The organism is Xanthomonas sp. NCPPB 1638, assembly GCF_041475635.2.
In the GTDB taxonomy this organism is placed as follows: Bacteria; Pseudomonadota; Gammaproteobacteria; order Xanthomonadales; family Xanthomonadaceae; genus Xanthomonas; species Xanthomonas cucurbitae.
Genome location: NZ_CM192984.1, coordinates 3,664,472 through 3,687,921, shown reverse-complemented (window position 1 = coordinate 3,687,921; position 23,450 = coordinate 3,664,472). Strand labels below are relative to the sequence as shown.

Genomic DNA, 23,450 nt, shown 5'->3' with positions numbered 1-23,450 from the left:
TGCCGGGCGGCCGGCGCCGGGTGCCTCCGGTACGCTGTTTGGCCGCACCTGGCACACACGCAGGCTGGCGCAATGCCACCACCACTGCCCCGTGGGAGCTGCGGTCAGCCCCGCCGCAACAGCATCTGAGTGACCAGTGCGCGCAGCGCCGGCGGTCGCACCGGCTTGGACAAAAAGCCCCAGCCGGCTTCGCGCGCATGGTCGCGCAATGCGGAGCTGGGTTCGGCGGTGACCAGGATCACGCGCGGCTCGCGTTGCCAGTGCCCGACCAGTTGGGGCAGCAGCATCGGGCCGTAGTGGGCGCCCATGCGCACGTCCAGTAGCAGCAGTTCAGGGGCCTCGCCGGCGGTGGCGGTGGCCAGCGCATCGTCCGGGCCGCCCACGAAATCCACCCGGCATTCCCAGCGCTCCAGCAACGCGCGCGTGGCCTCGCACACGCGCGGGTCGTCATCTACGCACCACACCCGGCAGCCGTGCAGGATGGGGTCGTTGCCGGGCTCGGCAAGCACGCTGGCTGGCGGCAGCTGCTGGGCGATGGCGGCGCGTTCGCCCAACGGCAGGGTGACCGAAAACACGCTGCCGCGACCGAGCGTGGAGCGCAGGCCGATGCGGTGCCCCAGCAGCCGGCCGATGCGTTCGACGATCGCCAGGCCCAGGCCGGCGCCGCGATCGTTGGCCACGCCATCGTCCAGGCGGCGGAACTCCTCGAAAATTTCGTGCTGCAAGGCCTCCGGGATGCCTGGCCCCTGGTCGTGGACTTCGATACGCACGCCGTTGCCGTGCCTGCGGCATCCGATCAGCACACGTCCGCGCGGGGTGTAGCGGATCGCGTTGGACAGGAAATTCTGCAGGATGCGGCGCAACAGGGTTTCATCGCTCAACACCACTGCCGAGGTCGCTACCCATTCCAGGGTCAGGCCGCGGTCTCCGGCCAGAATGCCGAATTCGCGCGCCAGGGTTTCCAGCAGCGGGGCGAGTGCGAAGTGGTGCACCTGCGTCTTCAGGCTGCCGGCTTCCAGGCGCGAGATGTCGAGCAGGCTGTTGAGGATGGCATCCTGTGCGGCCAGCGCGCCATCGATGTTGTCGACCACGCGCACGCTGCCGGCCTCGCGCAGCTGCCCACGCAGCACCGAGACGAACATGCGCGCGGCGTTGAGCGGTTGCAGCAGATCGTGCACCGCCGAGGCAACGAAGCGCGTCTTGTAGCGATTGGCGCTTTCGGCTTCGCGCTTGGCCGCAGCCAGGTCACGGGTGCGCTCGGCCACGCGGTGCTCCAGCGCATCGGCCAGCGAGCGCAGTTCGCGTGCGGCGTTCTTGTAGCTGGTGATGTCGGCGTAGCTGGTGACAAACCCGCCGTCGGGCAGCGGATTGCCGCGGATTTCCAGCACCGTGCCGTCTTCTTTCTCGCTCTCGCGCATATGCGGCCTGCCGCTGCGCAGGTGATTGAGGCGTCGCTCGATGGCCGCTTCGATCGGCCCCGGTCCGAGCAGTCCACGGCGGGCGTTGTAGCGGAACAGGTCCTCGATCGGGCGGCCGATCTGGAGCAGTTCCGACGGGAAACGGAACAGTTCCACATAGCGCGAATTCCAGGCGACCAGGGTGAGCGCAGCGTCGATCACCACCACGCCCTGCGGCAGGTGTTCCAGGCTGCGGCTCAGGCCGGCATTGGCCTGCTGCGCGGCAGTGACCACGCCGTCCTGGGCGGTGCGCAATTCTTCGGCATGCTGTTGCAGAATCGCTTCCAGCTCATGCCGGCTGCGCTGGCGCAGCGCCGAGAGCCGCCGCCGCTGTTGCACGAACAGCCACAGCAACGCCAACGCCAGCCAGGCCCCGGCGGCGGCGATCGCGGCAGCGCGACCGGCCGCACCGCTGGTGCGGGTGTCATGCAGCAGATGCAGGTTCCAGCCGCTCTCCGGCACTTCCAGGGTCTGCCACAGCACGGGTGCTTCCAGCAGCGGGTCGCGCACATCCACCAGCATGCCGCCATCGCCGGTCTGCTCGATCAAGCGCCTGCGCAGCGGCAGCAGGCCCTGGTTGGCGTACTGGCGCGTGCTGCGCAGTTCGCTGCGGTCACGCGGGCTCAGTGGTGCCAGCATGCGGTAGCGCCAGTGGGGGCGACTGGCCAGGAACACCACGTCATGCGTATCGGAGGCCAGCACGATGTCCGGCGTCTGCAGCCACTCGCGCTCCAGCGCGGCCAGCGCAATCTTGATGACCACCACGCCCTGCACCTGGCCGGCGTTGTCGACGATGGCCTGCGACAGGAAATAGCCCGGCTCGCTGGTGGTCATGCCGATGCCGTAGAAGTTGCCGCTGCCATTGGCCAGCGCCTGCTGGTAATAAGGCCGGAATGCGTAGTCCACCCCCACGTTGCTGCGCGCCGCGCGCCAGTTGCTTGCCGCCAGCGCGATGCCGTTGCGGTCGATCAAGGTCAGCGTGGACGACTGGGTGACATTGTTGGCGCGTTCGAGCTTGCGATTGAGCTGCTCCACCTGCGCGGGCGATAACGGTCCCGACACCGCCGCGCGCAGCTGTGCATCCAGCGCCAGGATCTGCGGCAGGGTGCGGTAGCGATCCACCCGTTGCTGCAGTGCCTGCGCATACAGGCCCAGCTGGCGGCGCACCGCAGTGCTTTCCTCGCGCAGCGCGCTCTGCTGCACGAAGTGCCCGGCCGCGAGCATGGCCACGACCATGCCCCCCAGCACGATGACCAGTGTGAGCAGCAGACGGCGGCGTTGCGAGGCGTACATGGCGGCAAGTATGGCCGAGGCAGGCTGCAAACGACGACGGCCGCACCTGGGCAGGGGCGGCCGTGTCGGAAACATCTTCAGCGCGGCGAGACCGCGCCGGCGATCGGATAGGCGCCACCAGCAACCAGGCGGTCTGCGGCGGACGCCTCGGTGCTTGCTAGAAATTCACCTGTGCCCGCAGCTCCATCACCTTCGGAGTCACATGCACGCCGTTGCGCGAGGCATCCACCCAGCTGTAGTTGGCCTGGAACTTGAAATGGCTGGTGAGGTACCAGTTGGCGCCGATGGTGGTGTCGTGCTGACGCCCGCCATGGACGTTGTTGTCTTCCAGGTTCAGGCGGCTGTAACGGGCGGTGAGTTCCACCGCACCATAGCGATGCGTCGGCTTGAGGTTGCCCGGCACGCCGCCGGCATAGCTGCGCGATTCGCCGGTGAGCGACCAGGTGCCGTAGACGTACTGGCCCTGCGCGATGAAATGCGGCAGGCCCCGATTACGCGCCACTTCGGCACGCAAGGCCTCGCTCTGCAGCGAGAACGGGCCATGGATCCAGACCGCTTCCAGGCCGGTGCGGATCACATGGTCCACGTCCAGGATGGTGCCGGTGTCGATCAGCCGGACGTCGGTCAGGCCGGCTTCCGGGCGGGCACGCAAGCGCACGCTGGGGCCGAATGCGACACCACGGCCATCGGTGAAGCCGCGCGGGTTCTCCGTCGAACCGGCGATGCCCAGGTGCAGCACGTCACCATCGGCCTTGCGCGGGGTCCAGACCGCATGCACGGCCTGGGTGGTGCCAGGGTTATCGCCTTGCAGGTCCTGGCCGCCGTAGGCGCCGGCCTGCAACAGGTACTGCGGGCGTTCCAGCGTCCATTCCACGCCGGTCCGGCGGCCCTGGAACACGGCCTGCACCGGCAGGCCCAGTTCCATGAAGCTGCCCGCCCGCGAACTCTGCACCGCTTCCAGGCCCACCGGTACCTTCATGTAGCCCAGACGCACGCGGCCATAATCCTGGCCCAGCAGCGCCTTGGTCTCGAAGCGGAAGAACACGTCCAGCCATAACTTGGCTTCGAAATCGAAATTCACCGAGGCATCGTAGATGCCCTTCTTCCTCACGCTGGCACCGAATTCCTTGCGGCGGAAATCGGTGCGGTCTTCCAGGCGGTCGTCGCCGGAGAAGTTGTTGTCGTCATACTGGTAGTTGCCGGACACTGAGAGTTCGGTGCCATCACCGAAGGCGTACTGGGTCGGCCAGTTGTCGATGGAAGTGGCCGCATTGGCAGCGGCAGGGGCGATGGCGAACGCCACGGCCAGAACGAGCGGATTGAGGCGCATAGGAATGATCTTCGGCAATGGAATGGGGCCGGGGCGTCCTGCCATGGCCGGCGCGGTGAATGATTTCAGCAAACGCGCAGGGCCGATGGGTAACCACGCGGAATCGGTGTCTGCGTTAAATGCAATTAACGGCCTACTGCCGCCAGGCTGAAGTGCCGTAGCAGTCGGCGGGCGGGCGCTGCGTAGTACCAATGGGTTATCGGTTACGCCCACAGCGTGCGGCCAGAATGCCCGCATCGGGTGCCTGCCAGGCACCTTCCCGTTCTCCCGGAGTGGTGTCATGCACATCAGCAAGCCTGCCGGCCCGTTGCCGGCGTCCGTGCCGTTCTACCGCCAGCTGTACTTCCAGGTGGTGGTGGCGATCGTCCTTGGCGCCTTGTTGGGGCATTTCGAACCGGCCTTCGCCGAAAGCCTCAAGCCATTGGGCGATGCCTTCATCAAGCTGGTGAAGATGATTATCGCCCCGGTAATCTTCCTGACCATCGTCACCGGCATCGCCGGTATGACCCATCTCAAGACGGTCGGCCGGGTCTTCGCCAAGGCGATGATCTATTTCCTGTTCTTTTCCACGCTGGCACTGGTGGTGGGCATGGTGGTGGCGCATGTGGTGCAGCCGGGCGCCGGCATGAACATCAATCCGGCCGAGCTGGATCAAAGCGCGGTCAACACCTACGTGCAGAAGTCGCACGAGTTGAGCCTGGTCGGCTTCCTGATGGACATCATTCCGGCCACGCTGATCAGCGCGTTCGTCGATGGCAACATCCTGCAGGTGCTGTTCGTGGCGGTGTTGTTCGGCATTGCGCTGGCCCTGGTGGGCGAGCGGGGCCGCCCGGTGCTGAGCTTCCTGGAGGCGCTGACCGCGCCGGTGTTCCGCCTGGTGCACATCCTGATGAAGGCCGCGCCGATCGGTGCGTTCGGTGCGATTGCCTTCACAATCGGCAAGTATGGGGTGGAATCGCTGGTCAACCTGGCCTGGCTGGTGGGTTCGTTTTACCTGACCTCGCTGTTCTTCGTGCTGGTGATCCTGGGTCTGGTGTGCCGGTTTTGCGGGTTTTCGGTGCTCAAGTTGATTCGTTACCTCAAGGCCGAACTGTTGCTGGTACTGGGCACTTCGTCGTCGGAATCGGCACTGCCCTCGCTGATGGAAAAGATGGAAAAGGCCGGCTGCGAAAAGTCGGTGGTGGGCCTGGTGGTGCCGACCGGCTACTCGTTCAACCTGGATGGCACCAACATCTACATGACCCTGGCGGCGCTATTCATCGCCCAGGCCACCAACGTGGACCTGACCCTGGGCCAGCAGATCACCCTGCTGGCGGTGGCGATGCTCAGCTCCAAAGGTGCCGCCGGCGTGACCGGTGCCGGTTTCATCACCCTGGCCGCCACGCTGTCGGTGGTGCCGGACGTACCGGTGGCGGGCATGGCGCTGATCCTGGGCGTGGACCGTTTCATGAGCGAATGCCGCTCGCTGACCAACTTCATCGGCAACGCGGTGGCCACGGTGGTGGTGTCGCGCTGGGAAAATGCGCTGGACCGCGACCAGCTCAAGCAGGTGCTGGATGGCGGCTCGCCGCCGCTGCAGGCACCACCAGCGGCGACCGACGTGGTCGCCCCGGCCAGCGCACGCTGAGGTTTCCTACGGCCCTGTTCTCCGTCGGCGTTGCCGGCGGGGTGCAGGGCCGTTTCGCGTTGACCCGCTAGCGGATCGCCCCGTGCGCTGCGTTGCAGCATTCGATCTCCCTGCCGTGCTGACAGCTGCGCGACAGGCCCTTGTTCAGGCAGGAGGGTAGAATCCAGTCCTCCTGCGCCCTCGAGACCCACACAGCCGATGTCCACCGACGACTTCAAACAGGCCGCCCTCGACTATCACCGCCAGCAGCCGGCCGGCAAGATCAAAGTCACCGCGACCAAGCCGATGCTGACCCAGCGCGACCTGTCGCTGGCGTATTCGCCCGGCGTGGCGTTTGCCTGCGAGGCCATCGTCGAGGACGCCACCCAGGCCAGCGAGCTCACCGCCCGCGGCAACCTGGTGGCGGTCATCACCAACGGCACCGCCGTGCTGGGCCTGGGCAACATCGGCCCGCTGGCCTCCAAGCCGGTGATGGAAGGCAAGGGCGTGCTGTTCCAAAAGTTCGCCGGCATCGACGTGTTCGATATCGAAATCAACGAAAGCGACCCGGACAAGCTGGTGGACATCATCGCCAGCCTGGAGCCGACCTTTGGCGGCATCAACCTGGAAGACATCAAGGCGCCGGAATGCTTCATCGTCGAGCGCAAGCTGCGCGAGCGCATGAACATCCCGGTGTTCCATGACGACCAGCACGGCACCGCGATCATCGTCGGTGCCGCCGTGCTCAATGCGCTGGTGGTCACCGGCAAGAAGATCGAAGAGGTCAAGCTGGCCACCACCGGCATGGGCGCGGCGGGCATCTCCTGCGTCAACATGCTGGTCTCGCTGGGCCTGAAGCCGGAGAACATCCTGGCGCTGGACCGCGACGGGGTGATCCACACCGGCCGCACCGATCTGGACCCGGACAAGCAGCGTTACGCGCGCGATACCGACAAGCGCACCCTGGACGAGATCGTCGAAGGCGCCGACATCTTCCTGGGCCTGTCGGCTGCGGGCATCCTCAAGCCGGAAATGGTCGCCAGCATGGCGCGCCAGCCGGTGATCTTCGCGTTGGCCAATCCCAACCCGGAAATCACCCCGGAAGCGGCCAAGGCGGTACGCCCGGATTGCATCATCGGCACCGGCCGGTCGGACTACCCGAACCAGATCAACAACGTGCTGTGCTTCCCGTACCTGTTCCGTGGCGCGCTGGACGCCGGTGCCACTGGCATCAACGAGGAGATGAAGATCGCCTGCGTCAAGGCGATCGCCGCGATGGCGCGACGCGAAGCCTCCGACCTGGGCGCCGCCTACGGTGGCGAGACCCCGAGCTTCGGCCCGGAGTACCTGATTCCGCGTCCACTGGATCCGCGCCTGCTGGTCGAGCTGTCCTCGGCGGTGGCGCAGGCAGCAATGGATTCGGGCGTGGCCACCCGCCCGATCACCGACATGGAGGCCTACCGCGACCAGTTGAGCCAGTTCGTCTACCGCACCAGCCTGATGATGAAGCCGGTGTACGACCGTGCGCGTGCCGACAAGCAGCGCGTGGTGTATGCCGAGGGCGAGGAAGAAGTGGTGCTGCGCGCGGTGCAGAACGTGGTCGATGAAGGCCTGGCCTTCCCGATCCTGATCGGCCGCCCGGACGTCATCGAGGCACGTATCGAACGGATGGGCCTGCGCCTGACCGCTGGCGTGGACTTCGAGATCACCAACATCCTCGACGACCCCCGCTTCAACGATTACTGGCAGTACTACCACGCGCTCACCGAGCGCCGTGGCGTGACCGTCACCGCGGCCAAGGAGCTGATGCGCTCGCGTCCGACCCTGATCGCCGCCGTGATGGTGGCGCGTGGCGAAGCCGATGCGATGCTGTCGGGCGTGGTCGGCCGCTTCCACAAGAAGCTGGGTTACGCGCGCAGCGTGATCCCGCTGGAGCCGCGCGTCAGCTCCACCTCGGCGATGACCGGCGTCATCAATCAACTGGGCGTGTTCTTCTTCCTGGACACGCATGTCCAGGAAGACCCCACCGTGGAGCAGGTGGTGGAGGCCACGTTGCAGGCGGCGTACCGTCTCAAGCTGTTCGGCATCGAACCCAACATCGCGTTGCTGTCGCACTCCAACTTCGGCAGCCACGACTCGCGTGACGCGCTGAAGATGCGCCAGGTGCGCGAAGCGCTGCTCAAGCGCAAGCCTGAGCTCAACATCGACGGCGAGATGCAGGGCGACACCGCCTGGGACGAGGCGTTGCGCAAGCAGATCATGCCCAACAGCACACTCAAAGGGCGCGCGAACCTGTTCGTGTTGCCGAACCTGGAAGCGGCCAACATCGCCTACAACCTGGTGCGCGTGTTCACCGACGGCGTGGCGATCGGCCCGATCCTGATGGGGATCTCCAAGCCGGTGCACATCCTCACCACCAGCGCCACCTCGCGCCGGGTGATGAACATGACCGCGATCGCCGCGGTGGATGCGCAGATCCGCAGGCAGCGCGACGCGGAAAAAGCGGCTGCCGACAGGAGTGGCGCCTGAGCCAGGTCTCGGTCAAATTTTCGCGGGCACGCCATAAGTTTTTTGCAGATGGCTTTCTCATGATCGGCTGCTGATCGCGGAGTGCAGCCGGCGGATGTCGTGAAGCCGACGGCGCAGTGTGTGATTTTGGCGATGGCCTTGGCAGGGGCGAAGTTTCCCTGCCAAGGTCGCCGCAATGGTGGACTCGGCAAAAGTGCTCGATTGCCGCCCAATCATGGCGGTCAGCTCGGTGGCTGCCGTGGTGGGGCTGGCTTGTGCATCGAATGCTACGGTCAGCCCCGGTTTTGGATGAGGCGCGTTGGTGACGGTCCTCAGGACTATGTAGTCTCCATTAGAATCCGTCCTCAGGACGGATTCTAATGGAGACTGCTGGAAGGTGTCAACGGTGGCCATTTACGAAACTGCAATCACGGAGTACCATCCACGTCCTTAGGACGTGGATGGTACTCCGTGAAACAAAGCTCAACATCTCGCGAAGCCCTGAGTTCCCTCGCCAGGGCGATCCAGCAACGGCTGGCGACTTGGGAGCGGCCTGTCGTGACAGGATACGAACTGGGTGTTTTGGCCGCGACTCATGCTGCAACCCATCCCATTCCGTTGTCTTTGTACATGGAATTGGTTCATTTGCTGACGTCCTTCGGGTTGATTGCACCGGCGAAGGGGTTCAAGTCGGGTACGGTTTTTCATCTTTTTGGTCGAAACAAGCCGGCGCCCATGGAGGTCGCTTGCTCGGTGGACCCGTTTGCGTACGTGAGTCATCTCAGTGCCATGGAGTATCACGGCATCACAGACCGGTTTGCCAAGGTGCTATACCTGTCCACACCCCCTGCCCAGGAATGGAAAGAGCAAGCGGACGTGCGCATGGAGAAAGGCCTGAAACAACTCAAGGATGGCTACCTTGCTTCCAGGCTGCCCGCATTGAGATTTCAGAAATTCGAGCGTATCGATGGAGTACGGGTTGAGTTGATGCGGCGCTCGCATCGCGGAGCCTTCAAGACCATCAAGTCTCCGTCCATCCGCGTGGCAATGATAGGGCGAACGTTCTTGGACATGCTGCGCGAGCCGGATTCGTGCGGAGGCATGTTGCATGTCGTTGATACCTATCGTGAGTACGCTGGCAGGTATTTCAGGCTCATTCTTGATGAAGTGAGCAAGCACGGAACACTGATTGAGAAAGCGCGGGCCGGCTACTTGCTGGAAACGCTATGCCATAGGTCCGACCCCGTGATTGATGCCTGGGCTTCCCGGGTTCAGCGGGGTGGCTCCCGGAAGCTGGACCCACAAGCAGAATACGCCCCTTTCTTTTCGGAGCGTTGGGCGCTGTCAGTCAATGTTCCTGCGCTGGAAGCGGCGTCGCTGGGATCGGATACGCTATGAATGAAGTGGAAATCGATGCGTGGGTTGCGCAGGCGCCGCAGGGGCAGCAAGGCTTCAGGGAGGCAGTGCACACGGTTCTGGACAGCATCGGTCATTCCCAGAATTTGAGTGCCAGGATGGTGATGAAGGGAGGGTTGCTGCTGGCCATCCGGTACGACAGCTCCCGCTATACCCGCGACCTGGACTTTTCCACCAGGGACAGCTACACGGCGGAAAGCGCTCACGCGATTCTGGAAGAGTTGGCGGAGTGCCTGGTTTCCGCAGAGGGTCTTCGCGGATCACTGTGGGTGCAATCGAGCATTTTCGGGTAGCGCGGGCAGGAAGCTGGCGATGATCTTGAGCCTCAGGAACTCCTCGTCGCGATAGCCGTAGGCGCTGCGCTGGATGACCCGGATCTTGTTGTTGAGCCCTTCCACCAGGCCGAGGCTGACCTTGTTCTCCGGCCTGCAGTACGCCGCGATGCCGTCCCAGTGCCGCTCGATCATCCCCACGAACGTCTGGTAGGGCACAAGCCGCTGCCAGCGCAGACTCTGCTTCCAGCGCTCGAAGAACTCCCGTGCACCTCGCTCGGTGCGGTAGCTCCACAGCTGCCCGAAGGACTCTTTCAGCAGGTACGCCGTGTTCAGACGTTTGTTGGCCGCCAGCAACTTGGCGAGCGCCTTTCGACCGTCCAGGGTAAGGTTTTCGCGATTGCTCAGCAGGGTGTAACGCTGGCCCTTGATGTAACTGCGATCCTGGCCTTGAAGGCGCTTGTACTCGTCGCGCCGCACCTGATCGAGCGCGTCGGACAGGTGGCGCATGATGTGGAATTTGTCGAACACGATGCTGGCGTTGGGCGCGTTCTTGCCCACCGAGTTGCGAAACGGCCGCCACATGTCCATCACCGCCACGTCGATGCCGGCGCTACGTTTTGGGCCCAATTCGGCGAAGAACTGGTCGATGTCCGCCTCGGTGCGCCCACTGCCGCCGAACCAGATCGGTCGGCCGCGCTCCAGATCGCTGACCACAACGCGGTAGTCATGGCCCTTGTGGATCGCGATCTCGTCGATGCCGATGGCGCGCGGCGCCGGCGTCCCCGCCCGGCGCACCTGCTCGGCCATGTACAGCTTGGACAGCTCCTTGACCGTGCTGTCGTGCAGGCGCTCCAGCTCAGCCACGGCCTTGTGCGTCATGCTCCGGCACAGATTGCCCACATGCAGGGCGAATCGCTCGGTGTAGCGCGGATTCTTGGCCAGCCAGTCCAGCCGCTCTACGTGCACGCCGCCGCACCCCGGGCAATCGACCCGCCAGCGCTCAAACTCCACGAACAGCATCCAGCCGGCCGCCCGCAAGTCGCGGGCGCGGCACAGGCGCTTGTCGTAGCGGCTGCGACACCGATGGCCACAGTTGGAACACACGGCCGTTTTTTTCGGCGCCGCAAGGTCACGATCCGCGCCTTCGGGGCGCCGAACACGCCCTTGAGCGTGGACTCCGCCGCGAAGCCAGGGAAGGAAAACAACTCACTCAGCCGACGGCCCGTTTTCATGCAGAACACCGCGTCAAGAAGTCAGCACAGGATGTACCACCTTCTGGGACGGTGGAAAGGGCCTGTTTCCAAGGCTCAACGCAGATTCAGGGGCCTCAAGGCACCCACACGAATCCGCGATGAGCCTCCGCAGAAGACCGTTTGCCGTATGCAACGGCATGTCGTCTTCAGTCCCACAAGATTCAGCCAAAGGGCGAATGCAAGTCGCATCAGAATCTGGCCCTGAAAATCGGTTTTGCCGATCGAGGCAATGCGGCGGCCATGGCCCGCTTGAAGGCGGGGGCATCGCCACAGGTGGTGGAAATCGACTACAGCTTCAATGAGGCGGTCTTCGATGTGGAAGTGCTGGAACTGGATGGGGGAGCGACCATTCATTCCTATACGCTGAACAATGTGCTGGCCGAGAAGTTGCGCGCTCTGCTTCAGCAACCCCTTCGAAAACGAAACCGTCGACAGGATGTCTACGACATCTGGTTGTTGCTGGAGTCGGGTCCTGTGCTCGTCGCTGAAGCGCGTGCCAGGATTCATGAAATCCTGATGGCATCGTGTCGCTCGAAAGATATCGTCCCGAGTATCGACTCCATGCAAGCTGATGCGGTGGTCTCCATGGCCCGCATCGGCTACCGGGACCTGGCCTCCGACGTTACAGGTGACCTTCCACCATTCGACGATGCGATGGGTCGGGTGGTGACGCTGTATCGCAGCTTGCCGTGGTGAGCCGGGATGAACGAAAGGAAGAATGTGCACGCGGGGATTGCGTGACTGGCAAAAGGCCGGCGCACTGGGGTGCGGGTGCCGCCGGGCACGACAGTTCGTTGGCAGTTGCTGTCGGCAGTCGCAGTGCCGCTGTGCGACGCGCAGGCTGACAAGGCGGGCGTCTTGGCACATGTCAGCGCATGGAGACGAGGGGGTCAGCGGCGCGGGCAGCAGCCAAGCGATGGCCGCTGCTAGAATACGGGCATCCGTTTTTTTCCGACCCGCACCGCCATGAGCCAGACCGCCACCGCGCCCGCCAATGCCGAGAAGCGTTACACCGTGCACCGCAGCGATCTGCCGCTGTGCTGCCCGACGCCGCAGATGGCGCTGTGGAACTCGCATCCGCGGGTGTACCTGCCGATCGAGGATGCGCCCAACGGCGAAGCCAAGTGCCCGTACTGCGGTTCGCTGTTCGTGCTGGCCGACTGATCCTGGCCGGATGCACCGCCTGACCGTGGTGCAATTGCTGCCGGCGCTGCAATCCGGTGGCGTGGAGCGCTCCACGCTGGAAGTCGCCGCGGCACTGGTGCGTGCCGGCCATCGCGCCGTGGTGGTGTCGGCCGGCGGCCGGCTGGTGCAGCCGTTGCTGGACGCCGGTGGCGAGCACCTCACCCTGGAGATCGGCCGCAAGTCGTTGCTGACGCTGCGGCATGTGGTTGGCCTGCGCCGGCTGTTTGCCGAATTGGGTGCCGATATCGTGCACGCACGCTCGCGGCTGCCGGCCTGGCTGGGCTGGTACGCGCTGCGTGGGATGCCTGCGGCGACGCGTCCGCGCCTGGTCACCACCGTGCACGGGCTCAATTCGCCCAGCCGCTACAGCGCGGTGATGACCTATGGCGAGCGGGTCATCTGCGTGTCGCGCACGGTGCGCGATTACGTATGCACGCATTATCCGCAGACCGACCCTGGCCGTCTGCGCACGATTGCGCGCGGCGTGGATGTGGCGCAGTTCCCGCTCCGTTCGCGCCCGGACCGGGATGCGCGCGCCTGGGTGCAGACATTCCTGCCCGGCCTGCCGGCCGAGGCGCCCCTGCTGTTGCTGCCTGGCCGCGGTACCCGCCTGAAAGGGCATGCCGACGGCCTGCAGCTGCTGGCCGATGTCCGCGCTGCCGGCGTGCCGGCCTGGCTATGGCTGCCCGGGGCGCGCGAGCCCGGACGCGAGGCGTATCTGCGCGAACTGGAGGCCGAGGCGGCCCGGTTGGGGGTGGCCGAGGCGGTCGCGTTCACCGAGCCGACGGCGCGCATCGCCGACGCCTACGCCGCCAGCGATCTGGTGCTGCAGCTCTCGCGCAAGCCGGAAGCCTTCGGTCGCACCGTGGTCGAAGCGCTGTCGGTGGGGCGGCCGGTGCTGGGCTGGTCTCATGGCGGGGTGGGTGAACTGCTGGCCGAGCTGCAGCCCGGCGGCGCGGTCACGCCCTTCGATAGGCAGGCGCTGCGGGCACAGGCGCTGGTCTTGTTGCAATGCGCGCCCGTACCACCGGCGGTGATCCCCTATACGTTGCAGGCCATGCAATCGGCCACCTTGAAGGTCTATGACGAACTCCGCCGCTGACGCCCTGGCGCCCCCGCCCAGCCTGACTCCCGATGCCGGCCGCTGGGCACCCGTGTGGGTGATCCTGTTCGTTGCGCTGTGGCCTACGCCGGGTCTGGCCGAAACCGTGCTGTCGCTGGGCGCACTGTTGGCGGCCTATCGCTTGTTGCACGCGCGCTTTCGGGGTGGCACCGGATTGCTCAGTGGCGCGGCCTGGGCGCTGACCAGCGTCCTGTTCTTCGCCTATTGGCTACCGCAGCTGGTGTCGGCCTTCGATGCGCTGGATGCCGGCCGTGCGCTGCGCAAGTCGGCCACCGATCTGCGTTATCTGCCTTTCATGTGGTTGTGCGCGATCGCGGTGGCCAATCCACAGCGCCGCCGCCGCACCTTTACCGGCCTGGCGGTGATCGGTGCGGTGTGGACATTCGATGGCTTATTACAGGCGGTGTCCGGCAGCAGCCCGCTGTTCTTCGGGTTGGACCAGCTCAAGCAGCTCATCAGCGGCCACGAGCTGTGCACGGCGCGGGAGCTGGCGTTGGTGGACCGTCTCAGTGGCGTGCTGGGGCCGTGCAACCTCAAGTTCGGGCAGACCCTGGCCAGCCTGTCGCCGTTCTTGCTGCTGGCGCTGGGACGACGCCACGTCTGGGCCTGGGCGGGTGCGGCAGCCGCGGTGGGCGTGGTGCTGGTGCTGGCCGGTTCGCGTGCCTCGTGGATCACCTACGGGGTGATCGTGCTGCTGTCCGGCTGGCAATTGCTGGGCTGCCGCCGGTTGTTGGCGGTGGCCGTGGCGGGCGTGCTGTTGGCCGGCGCAGTGGTGGTGGTGGCGCCGCAGGCGCGCGAGCGCATCCAGCGCACCGCCCTGGCGTTTGGCAATGGCGGTCAGGGTGTGGATCAGGCCTTGTCCGGGCGCGGCCAGATCTGGGGCGCGGCGCTGTGCATGATTCTCGAACATCCAGTCAACGGCGTCGGCGCGCGCGGTTTCCGCCAGGCCTATCCGGCCTGCAACCCGGCCCCTGCCCAAGCGCCGGCATGGGGCGAGGGGCCGGCCCTGCATGCGCATCAGATCGTGCTGGAAATCCTGGCCGAAACCGGGCTGATCGGGCTGCTGCTGTGGCTGGCCGGTGCCGCGCAGGCGTGGCGCGCGTGGCGTTATTCGAACGCTGCTGCGCGCGAGCAGGCGCGCCCGGCGATGATCGCGCTGGTGGCCACGGTGTTCCCGTTCAACACGCACCTGGCGTTCTATTCCAGCTTCTGGGGCGGGCTGTTCCTGATGCTGGCCGGGTTGTATGCCGGCGCGTTGCTCAATGACGATGGCGAACCGTCGCCGCGCTGAGTAACGGCGCTATCAGCGCCGGCCCGTGCAGCGGCGTCATTGATAGAACGCGCTACGCCCGCCCGGTTGGCGCTTGAAGCGGCGATGGATCCACAGGTATTGATCCGGTGCTTCGCGCACCATGTCCTCGATCGCGGCGTTGACCTCGGTGGTGTCGGCGATGACATCCTCCGAGGGAATGCCCACCAGCGGCGGCGCGATCTTGAGGATGTAGCGGCCGCCTTCGCGGCGATGGAAGTACGGCACCACCGCGCAGCCGGTCAGCCGCGCCAGCTGATGGGTGGCGGTGATGGTGGACGCCGGATGGCCGAAGAACGGCACGAACACGGTGTCCTTGCCGCGCATGTCCTGGTCCGGTGCGTACCACAGCAAACCGCCGCGCTTGAGATGCTTGATGGTGGCGCGCAGGTCTTCGTTGGCAAACATGTGCGTGGCATAGCGCAGGCGGCCACGCTTGACCGCCCATTCGAACACCGGGTTGCGGTGCTTGCGGTACATGCCGGCCAGCGGGACATGGTCGCACAACAGGCGCCCGCAAATCTCCAGCGTCATGAAGTGGCCGGATACCAGCAGCACGCCGCGCTTTTGTTCCTGTAGCCGCTGCAGATGCTCCAGGCCTTCGATCTGCACACCCGGGCGAATGGCGTCGATGCTGCCCCACCAGGCGCGCGCAAATTCGAACAGGCCCACGCCCAGCGCATCGAAGCTGTCGCGCAACAGTCGTGCCCGCCAGGCATCGTCCTGCTCGGGAAAGCACAGCTTGAGGTTGACCTCGGCCGCACGCCGGCGCGTGCCGGCCAGGCGCATCGCGATCCAGCCCACGCCGCGGCCCAGCGGACGCTGCAGCGTCCAGGGCAGCCGCCCGGCCAGCACCATCACCGTCAGGCCGAGGTACATGGGCCAGTGCCTGGGATTGCGCAGGGAGGGGCGGGCGGCGAGATGGGTGGATTCGGACATGCGTCGATTCTAAGGGATCGTGCCCGGCCGATCGCGCGCGGTTGCGCGCACATGCGCAGGCTGCAGCGCTCCCGTATCCTGCATGCATGCGGAAAGACCCGATCGAATGGCTGTTGCGTGGGCTGTACTCGGCGCTGTTGTACCTGTTGCTGCCGATCACGGTGTACCACCTGGTGTGGCGCGGGTTCCGCGTGCGCGAATACTTCAATCGCTGGAACGAGCGCTACGCGTCCTACACGCACGCGCGTGGTCGCCCGCGCGTGTGGCTGCATGCGGTGTCGGTGGGGGAGGTCAATGCGGCCGCGCCATTGGTCAATGCCTTGCGTGCGCAGCGGCCGGATATCCGCTGGGTCATCACCACCATCACGCCCACTGGCTCCGAGCGCGTGCGCGCGGTGTGGGGCGATGCGGTGGATCATGTGTATCTGCCGTACGACGTGCCCGGCAGCGTGGGCCGGTTCCTGGAGCATTTCCGTCCGCGCCTTGCGCTGATCCTGGAAACCGAGTTGTGGCCGAACATGTTGTTCGGTTGCCGCGATCGCGCGATCCCGTTGTACATCCTCAATGCGCGGCTGTCGGCGCGCTCGCTGCGTGGTTACCGCGTGCTGGCCCCGTTGATCGCCCGCGCGTTGCGCACGGTGACCTGCGTGGCGGCGCAATCGCAGGACGATGCGGAACGTTTCCTCACCCTGGGCGCGCGGCCGGAGCAGGTGGTGGCGCTGGGTAACCTGAAGTTCGATATCGCCGCGCCATCCCAGTTGCAGGCGCTGGTGGCGCAGTTCCGCGCGCAGGTGCCAGCCACGCGCCCGGTGTGGATCGCTGCCAGCACGCACGAAGGCGAGGAAGCGGCGGTGCTGGATATCCATGCGCGGTTGCTGGCCCAGTTTCCCGATCTGTTGCTGTTGTGGGCGCCGCGTCATCCGGAGCGCTTTGCCAAGGTGGAGGCGCTGGCGCGCGAACGCGGCTGGCGCGTGAGTACGCGCAAGGCGCAGCAATGGCCACAGGCGCGCGATGCGGTGTTCGTCATCGATACTCTGGGTGAGTTGATGAGTTTCTATGCCTGCGCGCAGGTGGCCTTCGTCGGCGGCAGCCTGCAGCCGGTCGGCGGGCACAATCTGCTGGAACCTGCAGCGGTGGGCACGCCGGCGGTGACCGGCCCGCATCTGCATAACTTCTCGGAAATCTCGCGCCGCATGCGCGAGGCCGACGCGGTGGCCATCTGCGAGGATGCCGATGGCGTGTATCGCGATCTGGCGCGGTTGCTTGGCGACCCTGCGCAACGCGCAGCGATGGCGGCGGCGGGGTTGGCACTGGTCGCCAACGGCAAGGGGGCGGTGGCGCGAACGCTGGTGCAGATTGCGCCGGATCTGCCGCCGGTCGCCGGCAACGTCGCGCTCTGATGAGTAGCGCGGCCTGGAGCGGTCGTTCGCGTCCACGCGCCTGCCATGGGATGCACCGCCCGTCACCAGGGAGGCAGGGCTGAAGGCAGGCCGCTCCGCGCGTCGGCGTGCCGGGCCATGGCACGCTGCCTGTGCTTCGCGCTGTGGTGCCCACGCACGAAAAAGGCGGGCTTGCGCCCGCCTATACAATCTCCTGCGTGCGGCCTTACTGCAGCGAACCGCTACTGCGCAGCCCGGCTTCGGCATCCTTCGACAGCAGACGATTGACGTCCTGCAGGTCGGAGATGTCCAGCTTGCCGATGGCCTGGCCCAGCAGCAGGCGGCTCTGCAGGAAGTTGTAGCGTGCCTGTGCGTAGTTCACCTGCGCCTGGAACAGCGTGCGCTGGTTCTGCACCAGATCCAGCACGGTGCGGGTGCCCACTTCCAGGCCGACTTGCGACGCGTCGTAGGCGGCCTGCGCCGAGACCACGGCCAGGCGGCGTGCTTCCACCTCGCTGATGCCGGCGACCACGTTCTGGTAGGCATTGCGGGTGTTGCGGTCCAGCGCGCGCTTCTGCTGCTCGTAGGTGTCCTGTTGCACATCGCGGCGCGCCAGCGCCTGACGTACGGCCGATTGCGTGGCGCCGCCGGCGAAAATCGGGACGGAGACAGTGAAACCGATGGAATCGGTGTCGATGTCGCGGCCCTGCGTGGTGAATACGCCGCTTTCGGCGGCGCCAGTGCCCCAGCTGTTGCTACGCCCCACGTTACCGTTCAGGCTGATGGTCGGCAGGTGGCCCGCCCGCGCGGCGTTGACCTGCGCCTCGGCGGCGCTCACCTGCAGCTGCTGTGCCTTCAGCTCCGGGTTGTCGGCGACGGCGGCGGAGACCAGTTGATCGACATTGCCGTAGGCGGCCGGCACTTCGGGCCGGAAGTCTTCCGGCAGCGCACGCAAGGCCTGCACCGGCTGGCCGGTGAGTTCGGTCAGTGCCTGGTAGTAGTCCTTCAACAGGTTGCGCGCGTTGATGGTGTCCGCGCGCGCCTGATCGTACTGGGCACGGGCTTCATGCACGTCGGTGATCGGCGCCAGGCCAACCTCCAGGCGCTTGTCGGCAAAGTCGAACTGCTTCTTGGCAGCCGCTTCGTTGGTCTCTGCGGCGGCCAGCGATTCGATGCCCACCAGGACCTGGAAATACGCTGCCGACGTGCGGGTAATCAGGTCGTTGTTGGCCGATGCCAGGGTGAAATCCGCTGCCTTGGCAATCTCGCGCTGCGCACGCAAGGTGGCGAACTGCGACCAGTTGAAGATGGTCTGGCTGGCCTGGATCTGCTGCGAGCGCGAAGAGGTGGTGATGCGGCCATCCACGCGCTCGATCTCGCGATGCGCCTTGTTGTAATCGGCCTGCCCGTTGAGCTGCGGCAACAACGCCGCGCGCGCCTGCACCTGCCCCTCCCGATTGATCAGCCGGGTCGACTCGGCCGCAGCCAGTTGCGGGTCGCCGTTGCGGGCCATTTCGTAGACCTGCAGCAGATCGGTGGCGTGTGCAGCCATCGGTGACAGGGCGGCGGCCAGGGCCAGGGCGAGGGATCGGCGGATCATCGGGAAGCGTCCTTGGGAATCAGAAGTGGAATCGGGGCGTCGGTGCGGCGCCCTGGAGATAGGCGAGGTCGGTTTCGAACAACGATTCGATACGCGGGGCGTTGACCTCGCCACGGACCAGGACCGCTTCCATCACCGGAGCGTGACCGCGCACCACGAACAGCCGGCCATTCGGGCGCAGCCATTGCAGCCACTGGACGGGCAGCGTATCGACCGCGCCGGTGACGCAGATGGCATCGAAGCGGCGCTCGCTCTGCCAGCCGAACACGTCAGCGGTCTCGATGCGCACATTGCTGCCGAGGCCGGCGTGATCGAGATTGGCGCGTGCCGCCATGGCCAGCGCCGGATCGATCTCCAGGCTGAGCACTTCGCGGGTCAACGCGGCCAGGCAGGCGGTTGAAAAGCCGCTGCCGGTGCCGATTTCCAGCAGGTCTTCGCCCGGCTGCAGGTCCAAGGCTTGCAGCATGCGGCCTTCGACCACCGGCTTCATCATCTTGTGGCCGGCCGACAGCGGAATTTCCACATCGACATAAGCCAGGGTCTTGTAGGCCTCCGGTACGAAGGCTTCGCGCGGCAGGCGCGCCAGCACGTCGAGCACGCGCAGATCCAGCACGTCCCACGGCCGGATCTGCTGTTCGACCATCTTTTCGCGGGCCTGGGTGAAATCGATCGTCATGGTGCGGTTATCCAACGCGGCGGGGCAGACATTTTACCGGTGCACGGGGCAGCTGGCGCATCTAGCATCGCCGCGCATCGAAGGCCGGCGCAGTGCCGGAAGTCATCGCGACCAAAGGGCATCGTCGATCAACGCGGCGCATAGGCCTTCAGGAAGAAATCCACGCTGGAGGCGATGTGCTCATCCACCTGTGCACGGCTGGGCTGGCCATGCAGGCCGCACATCATCAAGGCGTACAGCTCGCCCTTGAGCAGGCTGAAGAACTGCGAGGCCGCGCGCGGCAGATCGGGAATCTCCAATTGCCCGTCGGCCACCCGCGCGGCCAGGAACTCGGCCAGCGCCTGTTGGGTTCGCTTGGGGCCGGCATTCCAGAACATCTCGCGCACATGCGCATCGCCGGTGCCCGGCGCCATCATCATGCGGTGGGTGGAAATGGCCGACTCGGTGCTGACCATGGCAAAGAACGCATGTGCGATCTCAACCAGCTGATCGCGCAACGCACCCGTTGGCGCCTGATTGAACAGGTCGTCAGGCATCATCTGCTGGCACTGCGCGCGGATCGCCTCGGAGAACAGGCTTTCCTTGTCGCCGAAGTGGCTGTAGACGGTCAGTTTGGAGACCCCCGCCAGGGCGGCGATCCCATCCATGCTGACGCCGGCGTAGCCTTGGTCCATGAACAGCGCACGGGCGGCAGCGAGAATGGCAGCGCGCTTGCCAAGATCTTTGGGACGCCCCGGGCCGGTGTTGCGGGCCTTTGGCTTGAGGGGGGGCGGGCTGGGCATGCGCTCAATACTAGACCATCGGGTTCTATATTTATACTCGGCCGGCTGAACGCATCAGTGCCGCATGCGGGCGGTGTCGTGCGGCTGGAACGTGCGTTGACCCGGGCTGCGGGAATCGGGGTGTCGATCGCTGCCGCCAATGCCGAGATCGTGATGACCTATCATGGTTTCATTCGAATGCTCCCGGTGTCATGGTTCGCCTGGCAGCTGTGGGGAATTTACCTAGGGCGGTGCAAAGGTCCCGGTGCTAGCGTGGCAGACCGCCTGCTGGCGCTCGCTGGAGAGCAACGCCATCGGGCATGGACGGAAGAGGGGACAGGTGGACAGGGACCGGGCGTATACGCAGGCAGCTTACGTTCGCGGCAGAGGCATGCCGCGTGCGGCGCGTGCGTGGGTCTGGGCCTTGTTGTGCTGCCTGCTGCCCGGGTGGCTGCCGGCCATCGCGCAGCCACCCCGGCACACCCCCTACCACACCGTCACGCGCTGGACCATGGAGGATGGGTTGCCGCACAACCTGGTGCATGCTGTGGCCCAGGGCGCGGACGGGCTGATCTGGGTCGGCACCTGGGAAGGCGTGGCGCGCTTCAACGGCCGCGACTTCACCGTCTACGATCGCCAGAACACGCCGGGGGTGGAGTTGGGTGGCGTGTTCGTGGTGGTGCGCGACGGCGCCGCCATGCTGTTCGGCACGGCTTTCGATGGGGTGTACCGCTATCAGGACGGCAACTGGCAACAGCTGGGCGGTGCCCCGGCCCGCCACCTGGCCGTCAGTGCGTTGTTGCGCGGCGCCGACGGCGCGTTGTGGGTTGGCACGCCGCAGACGCTGTACCGCATCGAGCCGGACGGGCGGCTGCTGGACATTGGCCGTCAGGCGGGCCTGCCACGCGCGCGGATCACCGCCTTGCAGGCCGACGCTGGGGGCGATCTATGGATCGGCACCGATGTGGGGTTGTACCGCCTGCCGGCAGCAGGCGGGGCAGCGGCTGCCTGGGGCAGGGCGCACGGCATGCAGGCGGCGTCGGTACGACGTCTGGCCAGCGACCGCGACGGCGGCTTGCTGGTTGCCGGCGACGACGGCGTGTGGTGGTGGGGGCGTGGCGGTGGCCTGCAGCGCTTCCGCCAGGGGCAGCGTGTGGACGCCCTGTTGCTGGACCGGCGCGGACAGCTGTGGATGAGCATGCCGACCGGCACGCTGGTGGTGCACAACCCAGCGGATGCGCGCGATGAACAGATCGCCGTCTCCGGTGTGGCCAGCCCGGCGTTGCTGGAAGATGCCGAAGGCCTGATCTGGGTTGGCAGCACCCATGGGCTGTTCCGGATTGCCGAGGGTGCCGCGTATGGCGTCACCCAGGCCGATGGGCTGGCGTCGGACTATGTGCGCTCGGTCCTGCAGACGGCGGACGGCACCGTGTGGGTGGGCAGCGCAGTGGGACTGGATCGCTGGCGCGACGGCCGCATCAGCCGGGTCGCGCTGCAGCCCGGTGTCGATGGGCGCGTGCCGGAGCAGTCGGTGCTGTCGCTGGCCGATGCGGGCGATGGCGGCGTCTGGGCCGGCACCTACAGCCAGGGCGTGGTACGCCTGGATGCGCAAGGCCTGGTGCGGTTGCGCATCGGCATGGCCGACGGCCTGCCGTCGTCGTCGGTGCGCGTGGTGCTGCCCGATGGCGAGGATCTGTGGATCGGCACCACCGGCGGCCTGTTGCGCTGGCGGCAGGGCACGCTGCGCCGGTACACCGCCGCCGACGGCGTGCCCGACGGCTCGGTGCAGGCGCTGTACCGCGATGCGCAAGGGGTGGTGTGGAGCGGTACCGATCGCGGCATGACCGCCCTGTCGCCCGATGGCAGCACCCGTGCGTGGCTGGGCGAGCAGGATTTCCCGGGACAGAACGCCTTCGATTTCCTGCGCGATGCCAACGGCGACCTGTGGATCGCCAGCGACCGCGGCCTGCTGCGTCTGCGCGCTGGGCGCTTCCGCGTGTACGACCATCGCGTCGGACTGCCTCGCGACAAGGTGTTCCGGGTGATCGACGATGGCCGTGGCTATCTATGGCTGTCCAGCAATCATGGTGTGTTCCGCATTGCACGCAGCGACTTCGACCAGATCGATGCCGGCACCCGCGACCAACTGAGCGTGGAAGTGGTGGATCGCAGCGATGGCATGCCCGGCAACCAGGGCAACGGCAGCAGTGCGCCGGCCGGCTGGTTGACGCACGCCGGGCAGCTGTTGTTCCCCACCGCTGCCGGCCTGGGGGTGATCGATCCGGCGCGGGTCGGCACCTTGCAAGGCCATCGCGTGCCGATCGTGTTCGAGCGCCTGCTGGTCGACGGCATGGTGCAGCCGCTGAGCGGGCCGCACCGGTTCGGCGCGGACACCCGGCGCATCGCGATCGGCTATGCCGGGTTGAATTTCCGTAGGCCGGACAAGGTGCGCTACCGCTACCGGTTGGAGGGATTCGATCCGGAGTGGGTGGATGCCGATGGCGCCACCGAGGCGGTGTACACCAACCTGCCGCCGGGGCGGTTCCGTTTCCGCGTGCAGGCGATGTCGTTGCCGGTGGATTGGCGGCAGACCGCCTTGCTTGGTGAATCCAGCCTGGCGCTGGCACTGGCCCCGCCATGGTGGCGCCGTGGCGAAGTGATCGCGCTGGGCCTGTTGCTGCTGGCTGGCCTGGTCTACGCATTCTATTTATGGCGCACGGCCAGTTACCGCCGTCGCCAACGCCAGCTCAATACCGTCATCGACCGGCGCACGCGCGAGTTGCGCGACAAGAACCTGGCCTTGCAACAAGCCAGCCAGGAGCGCGAAACGCTGGTGCGTCAACTGGAATACCGCGCCAGCCACGATGTGTTGACCGCATTGCCGAACCGTCGCGAAGCCGAGCGCGTAGTGCAGCAATGGTTCGACGAGGCACGCGCCGGTGGTGCGCCATTGGCGCTGGCGTTGATGGATATCGATCACTTCAAGCGCATCAACGACACGTATGGTCATGAGGTGGGTGATGCAGTGTTGTGCGCGGTAGCCGAGGTCCTGAGTGAACATGCGCAGGGACGTTGCTTTGCCGCGCGCCATGGCGGCGAGGAGTTCCTGCTGGCGGCGACCGGGCGCGATGCGGCACAGGCGCACACGCTGTTCGAAGGCATGCGGCAACGCTTGGCGACAATCGCGATCGATGTGGACGGCGGCAGCGTGCACTGCACGGCCAGCATTGGCATGGCGATGAGTGAGGAGGCGCCGACCCGGCGCGAACTGCTCGCCCTGGCCGATCGCCGTCTGTATCAGGCCAAACGGTTGGGGCGCGACCGGTTGGTGGGATAGTAA

Annotated in this window: 17 protein-coding genes; 10 read left to right on the top strand and 7 right to left on the bottom strand. The window is 66.0% G+C overall.

Annotated features, from left to right (window positions below; genetic code table 11):
• Positions 1–104: 104 nt before the first annotated feature.
• Entirely contained in the window at positions 105–2,750 is a 2,646-nt protein-coding gene (locus ACCQ13_RS15945; RefSeq protein ID WP_159407539.1) for a hybrid sensor histidine kinase/response regulator, read from the bottom strand.
• A gap of 157 nt (positions 2,751–2,907) precedes the next feature.
• Positions 2,908–4,080 (bottom strand): OprO/OprP family phosphate-selective porin, encoded by a 1,173-nt coding sequence (locus ACCQ13_RS15940; protein WP_104602590.1) that lies wholly within the window; start codon positions 4,078–4,080, stop codon positions 2,908–2,910.
• 280 nt (positions 4,081–4,360) lie between these two features.
• Between ACCQ13_RS15940 and ACCQ13_RS15935 the strand changes: the two genes are divergently transcribed.
• The 4 genes from ACCQ13_RS15935 to ACCQ13_RS15920 all read left to right on the top strand — a co-directional run bounded on the left by ACCQ13_RS15935 (position 4,361) and on the right by ACCQ13_RS15920 (position 9,903).
• A complete protein-coding gene (locus ACCQ13_RS15935; RefSeq protein WP_104602589.1) occupies positions 4,361–5,707 on the top strand; it encodes a dicarboxylate/amino acid:cation symporter in 1,347 nt (448 codons plus the stop codon).
• Positions 5,708–5,905: 198 nt separating this feature from the next.
• On the top strand, positions 5,906–8,215 hold the full coding sequence (locus ACCQ13_RS15930) for an NADP-dependent malic enzyme (protein ID WP_104602588.1): 2,310 nt from the start codon (positions 5,906–5,908) through the stop codon (positions 8,213–8,215).
• 450 nt (positions 8,216–8,665) lie between these two features.
• Positions 8,666–9,592: a type IV toxin-antitoxin system AbiEi family antitoxin domain-containing protein gene (locus tag ACCQ13_RS15925; RefSeq protein WP_104602587.1), complete on the top strand. Its 927-nt coding sequence runs from the start codon at positions 8,666–8,668 to the stop codon at positions 9,590–9,592.
• Positions 9,589–9,903, top strand: coding sequence for a nucleotidyl transferase AbiEii/AbiGii toxin family protein (locus tag ACCQ13_RS15920; RefSeq protein ID WP_159407538.1), 315 nt, complete (start codon positions 9,589–9,591; stop codon positions 9,901–9,903). The genes ACCQ13_RS15925 and ACCQ13_RS15920 overlap by 4 nt, the downstream gene beginning before the upstream one ends.
• On the opposite strand, the gene ACCQ13_RS15915 is transcribed toward ACCQ13_RS15920, so the two are convergent.
• A complete protein-coding gene (locus tag ACCQ13_RS15915) occupies positions 9,871–10,989 on the bottom strand; it encodes an ISL3 family transposase (RefSeq protein WP_159406496.1) in 1,119 nt (372 codons plus the stop codon). The two genes, ACCQ13_RS15920 and ACCQ13_RS15915, sit on opposite strands and share 33 nt — an antisense overlap.
• A 269-nt stretch (positions 10,990–11,258) precedes the next feature.
• Between ACCQ13_RS15915 and ACCQ13_RS15910 the strand changes: the two genes are divergently transcribed.
• The 4 genes from ACCQ13_RS15910 to ACCQ13_RS15895 all read left to right on the top strand — a co-directional run bounded on the left by ACCQ13_RS15910 (position 11,259) and on the right by ACCQ13_RS15895 (position 14,737).
• Positions 11,259–11,834 carry a nucleotidyl transferase AbiEii/AbiGii toxin family protein gene (locus tag ACCQ13_RS15910; protein WP_159407536.1) on the top strand — a complete coding sequence of 192 codons (576 nt, stop codon included), beginning with the start codon at positions 11,259–11,261 and terminating at the stop codon, positions 11,832–11,834.
• Positions 11,835–12,104: 270 nt separating this feature from the next.
• Complete coding sequence (locus ACCQ13_RS15905; RefSeq protein ID WP_104602585.1) at positions 12,105–12,302, top strand: zinc-finger domain-containing protein; 198 nt, start codon at positions 12,105–12,107, stop codon at positions 12,300–12,302.
• Between the two features lie 10 nt (positions 12,303–12,312).
• Positions 12,313–13,425: a glycosyltransferase gene (locus ACCQ13_RS15900; RefSeq protein ID WP_159407535.1), complete on the top strand. Its 1,113-nt coding sequence runs from the start codon at positions 12,313–12,315 to the stop codon at positions 13,423–13,425.
• Entirely contained in the window at positions 13,406–14,737 is a 1,332-nt protein-coding gene (locus ACCQ13_RS15895; RefSeq protein ID WP_159407534.1) for an O-antigen ligase family protein, read from the top strand. The genes ACCQ13_RS15900 and ACCQ13_RS15895 overlap by 20 nt, the downstream gene beginning before the upstream one ends.
• A gap of 36 nt (positions 14,738–14,773) precedes the next feature.
• On the opposite strand, the gene ACCQ13_RS15890 is transcribed toward ACCQ13_RS15895, so the two are convergent.
• A complete protein-coding gene (locus tag ACCQ13_RS15890; protein ID WP_104602582.1) occupies positions 14,774–15,694 on the bottom strand; it encodes an LpxL/LpxP family Kdo(2)-lipid IV(A) lauroyl/palmitoleoyl acyltransferase in 921 nt (306 codons plus the stop codon).
• Positions 15,695–15,780: 86 nt separating this feature from the next.
• On the opposite strand from ACCQ13_RS15890, the gene waaA reads away from it, so the two are divergent.
• Positions 15,781–17,094, top strand: a complete 1,314-nt coding sequence (waaA, locus tag ACCQ13_RS15885) for a lipid IV(A) 3-deoxy-D-manno-octulosonic acid transferase (RefSeq protein ID WP_104602581.1) — start codon at positions 15,781–15,783, stop codon at positions 17,092–17,094.
• Between the two features lie 205 nt (positions 17,095–17,299).
• On the opposite strand, the gene ACCQ13_RS15880 is transcribed toward waaA, so the two are convergent.
• From ACCQ13_RS15880 to ACCQ13_RS15870, 3 genes are all read right to left on the bottom strand, one after another.
• On the bottom strand, positions 17,300–18,673 hold the full coding sequence (locus tag ACCQ13_RS15880; RefSeq protein WP_104602580.1) for a TolC family outer membrane protein: 1,374 nt from the start codon (positions 18,671–18,673) through the stop codon (positions 17,300–17,302).
• Positions 18,674–18,692: 19 nt separating this feature from the next.
• The gene (locus tag ACCQ13_RS15875) at positions 18,693–19,349 is read right to left on the bottom strand and encodes a protein-L-isoaspartate O-methyltransferase family protein (protein ID WP_104602613.1); all 657 of its coding nucleotides are present in this window, start codon (positions 19,347–19,349) and stop codon (positions 18,693–18,695) included.
• A 128-nt stretch (positions 19,350–19,477) separates the two neighbouring features.
• Complete coding sequence (locus ACCQ13_RS15870) at positions 19,478–20,131, bottom strand: TetR/AcrR family transcriptional regulator (protein WP_159407533.1); 654 nt, start codon at positions 20,129–20,131, stop codon at positions 19,478–19,480.
• Between the two features lie 370 nt (positions 20,132–20,501).
• On the opposite strand from ACCQ13_RS15870, the gene ACCQ13_RS15865 reads away from it, so the two are divergent.
• The gene (locus ACCQ13_RS15865; RefSeq protein ID WP_104602578.1) at positions 20,502–23,447 is read left to right on the top strand and encodes a ligand-binding sensor domain-containing diguanylate cyclase; all 2,946 of its coding nucleotides are present in this window, start codon (positions 20,502–20,504) and stop codon (positions 23,445–23,447) included.
• Positions 23,448–23,450: the final 3 nt, after the last annotated feature.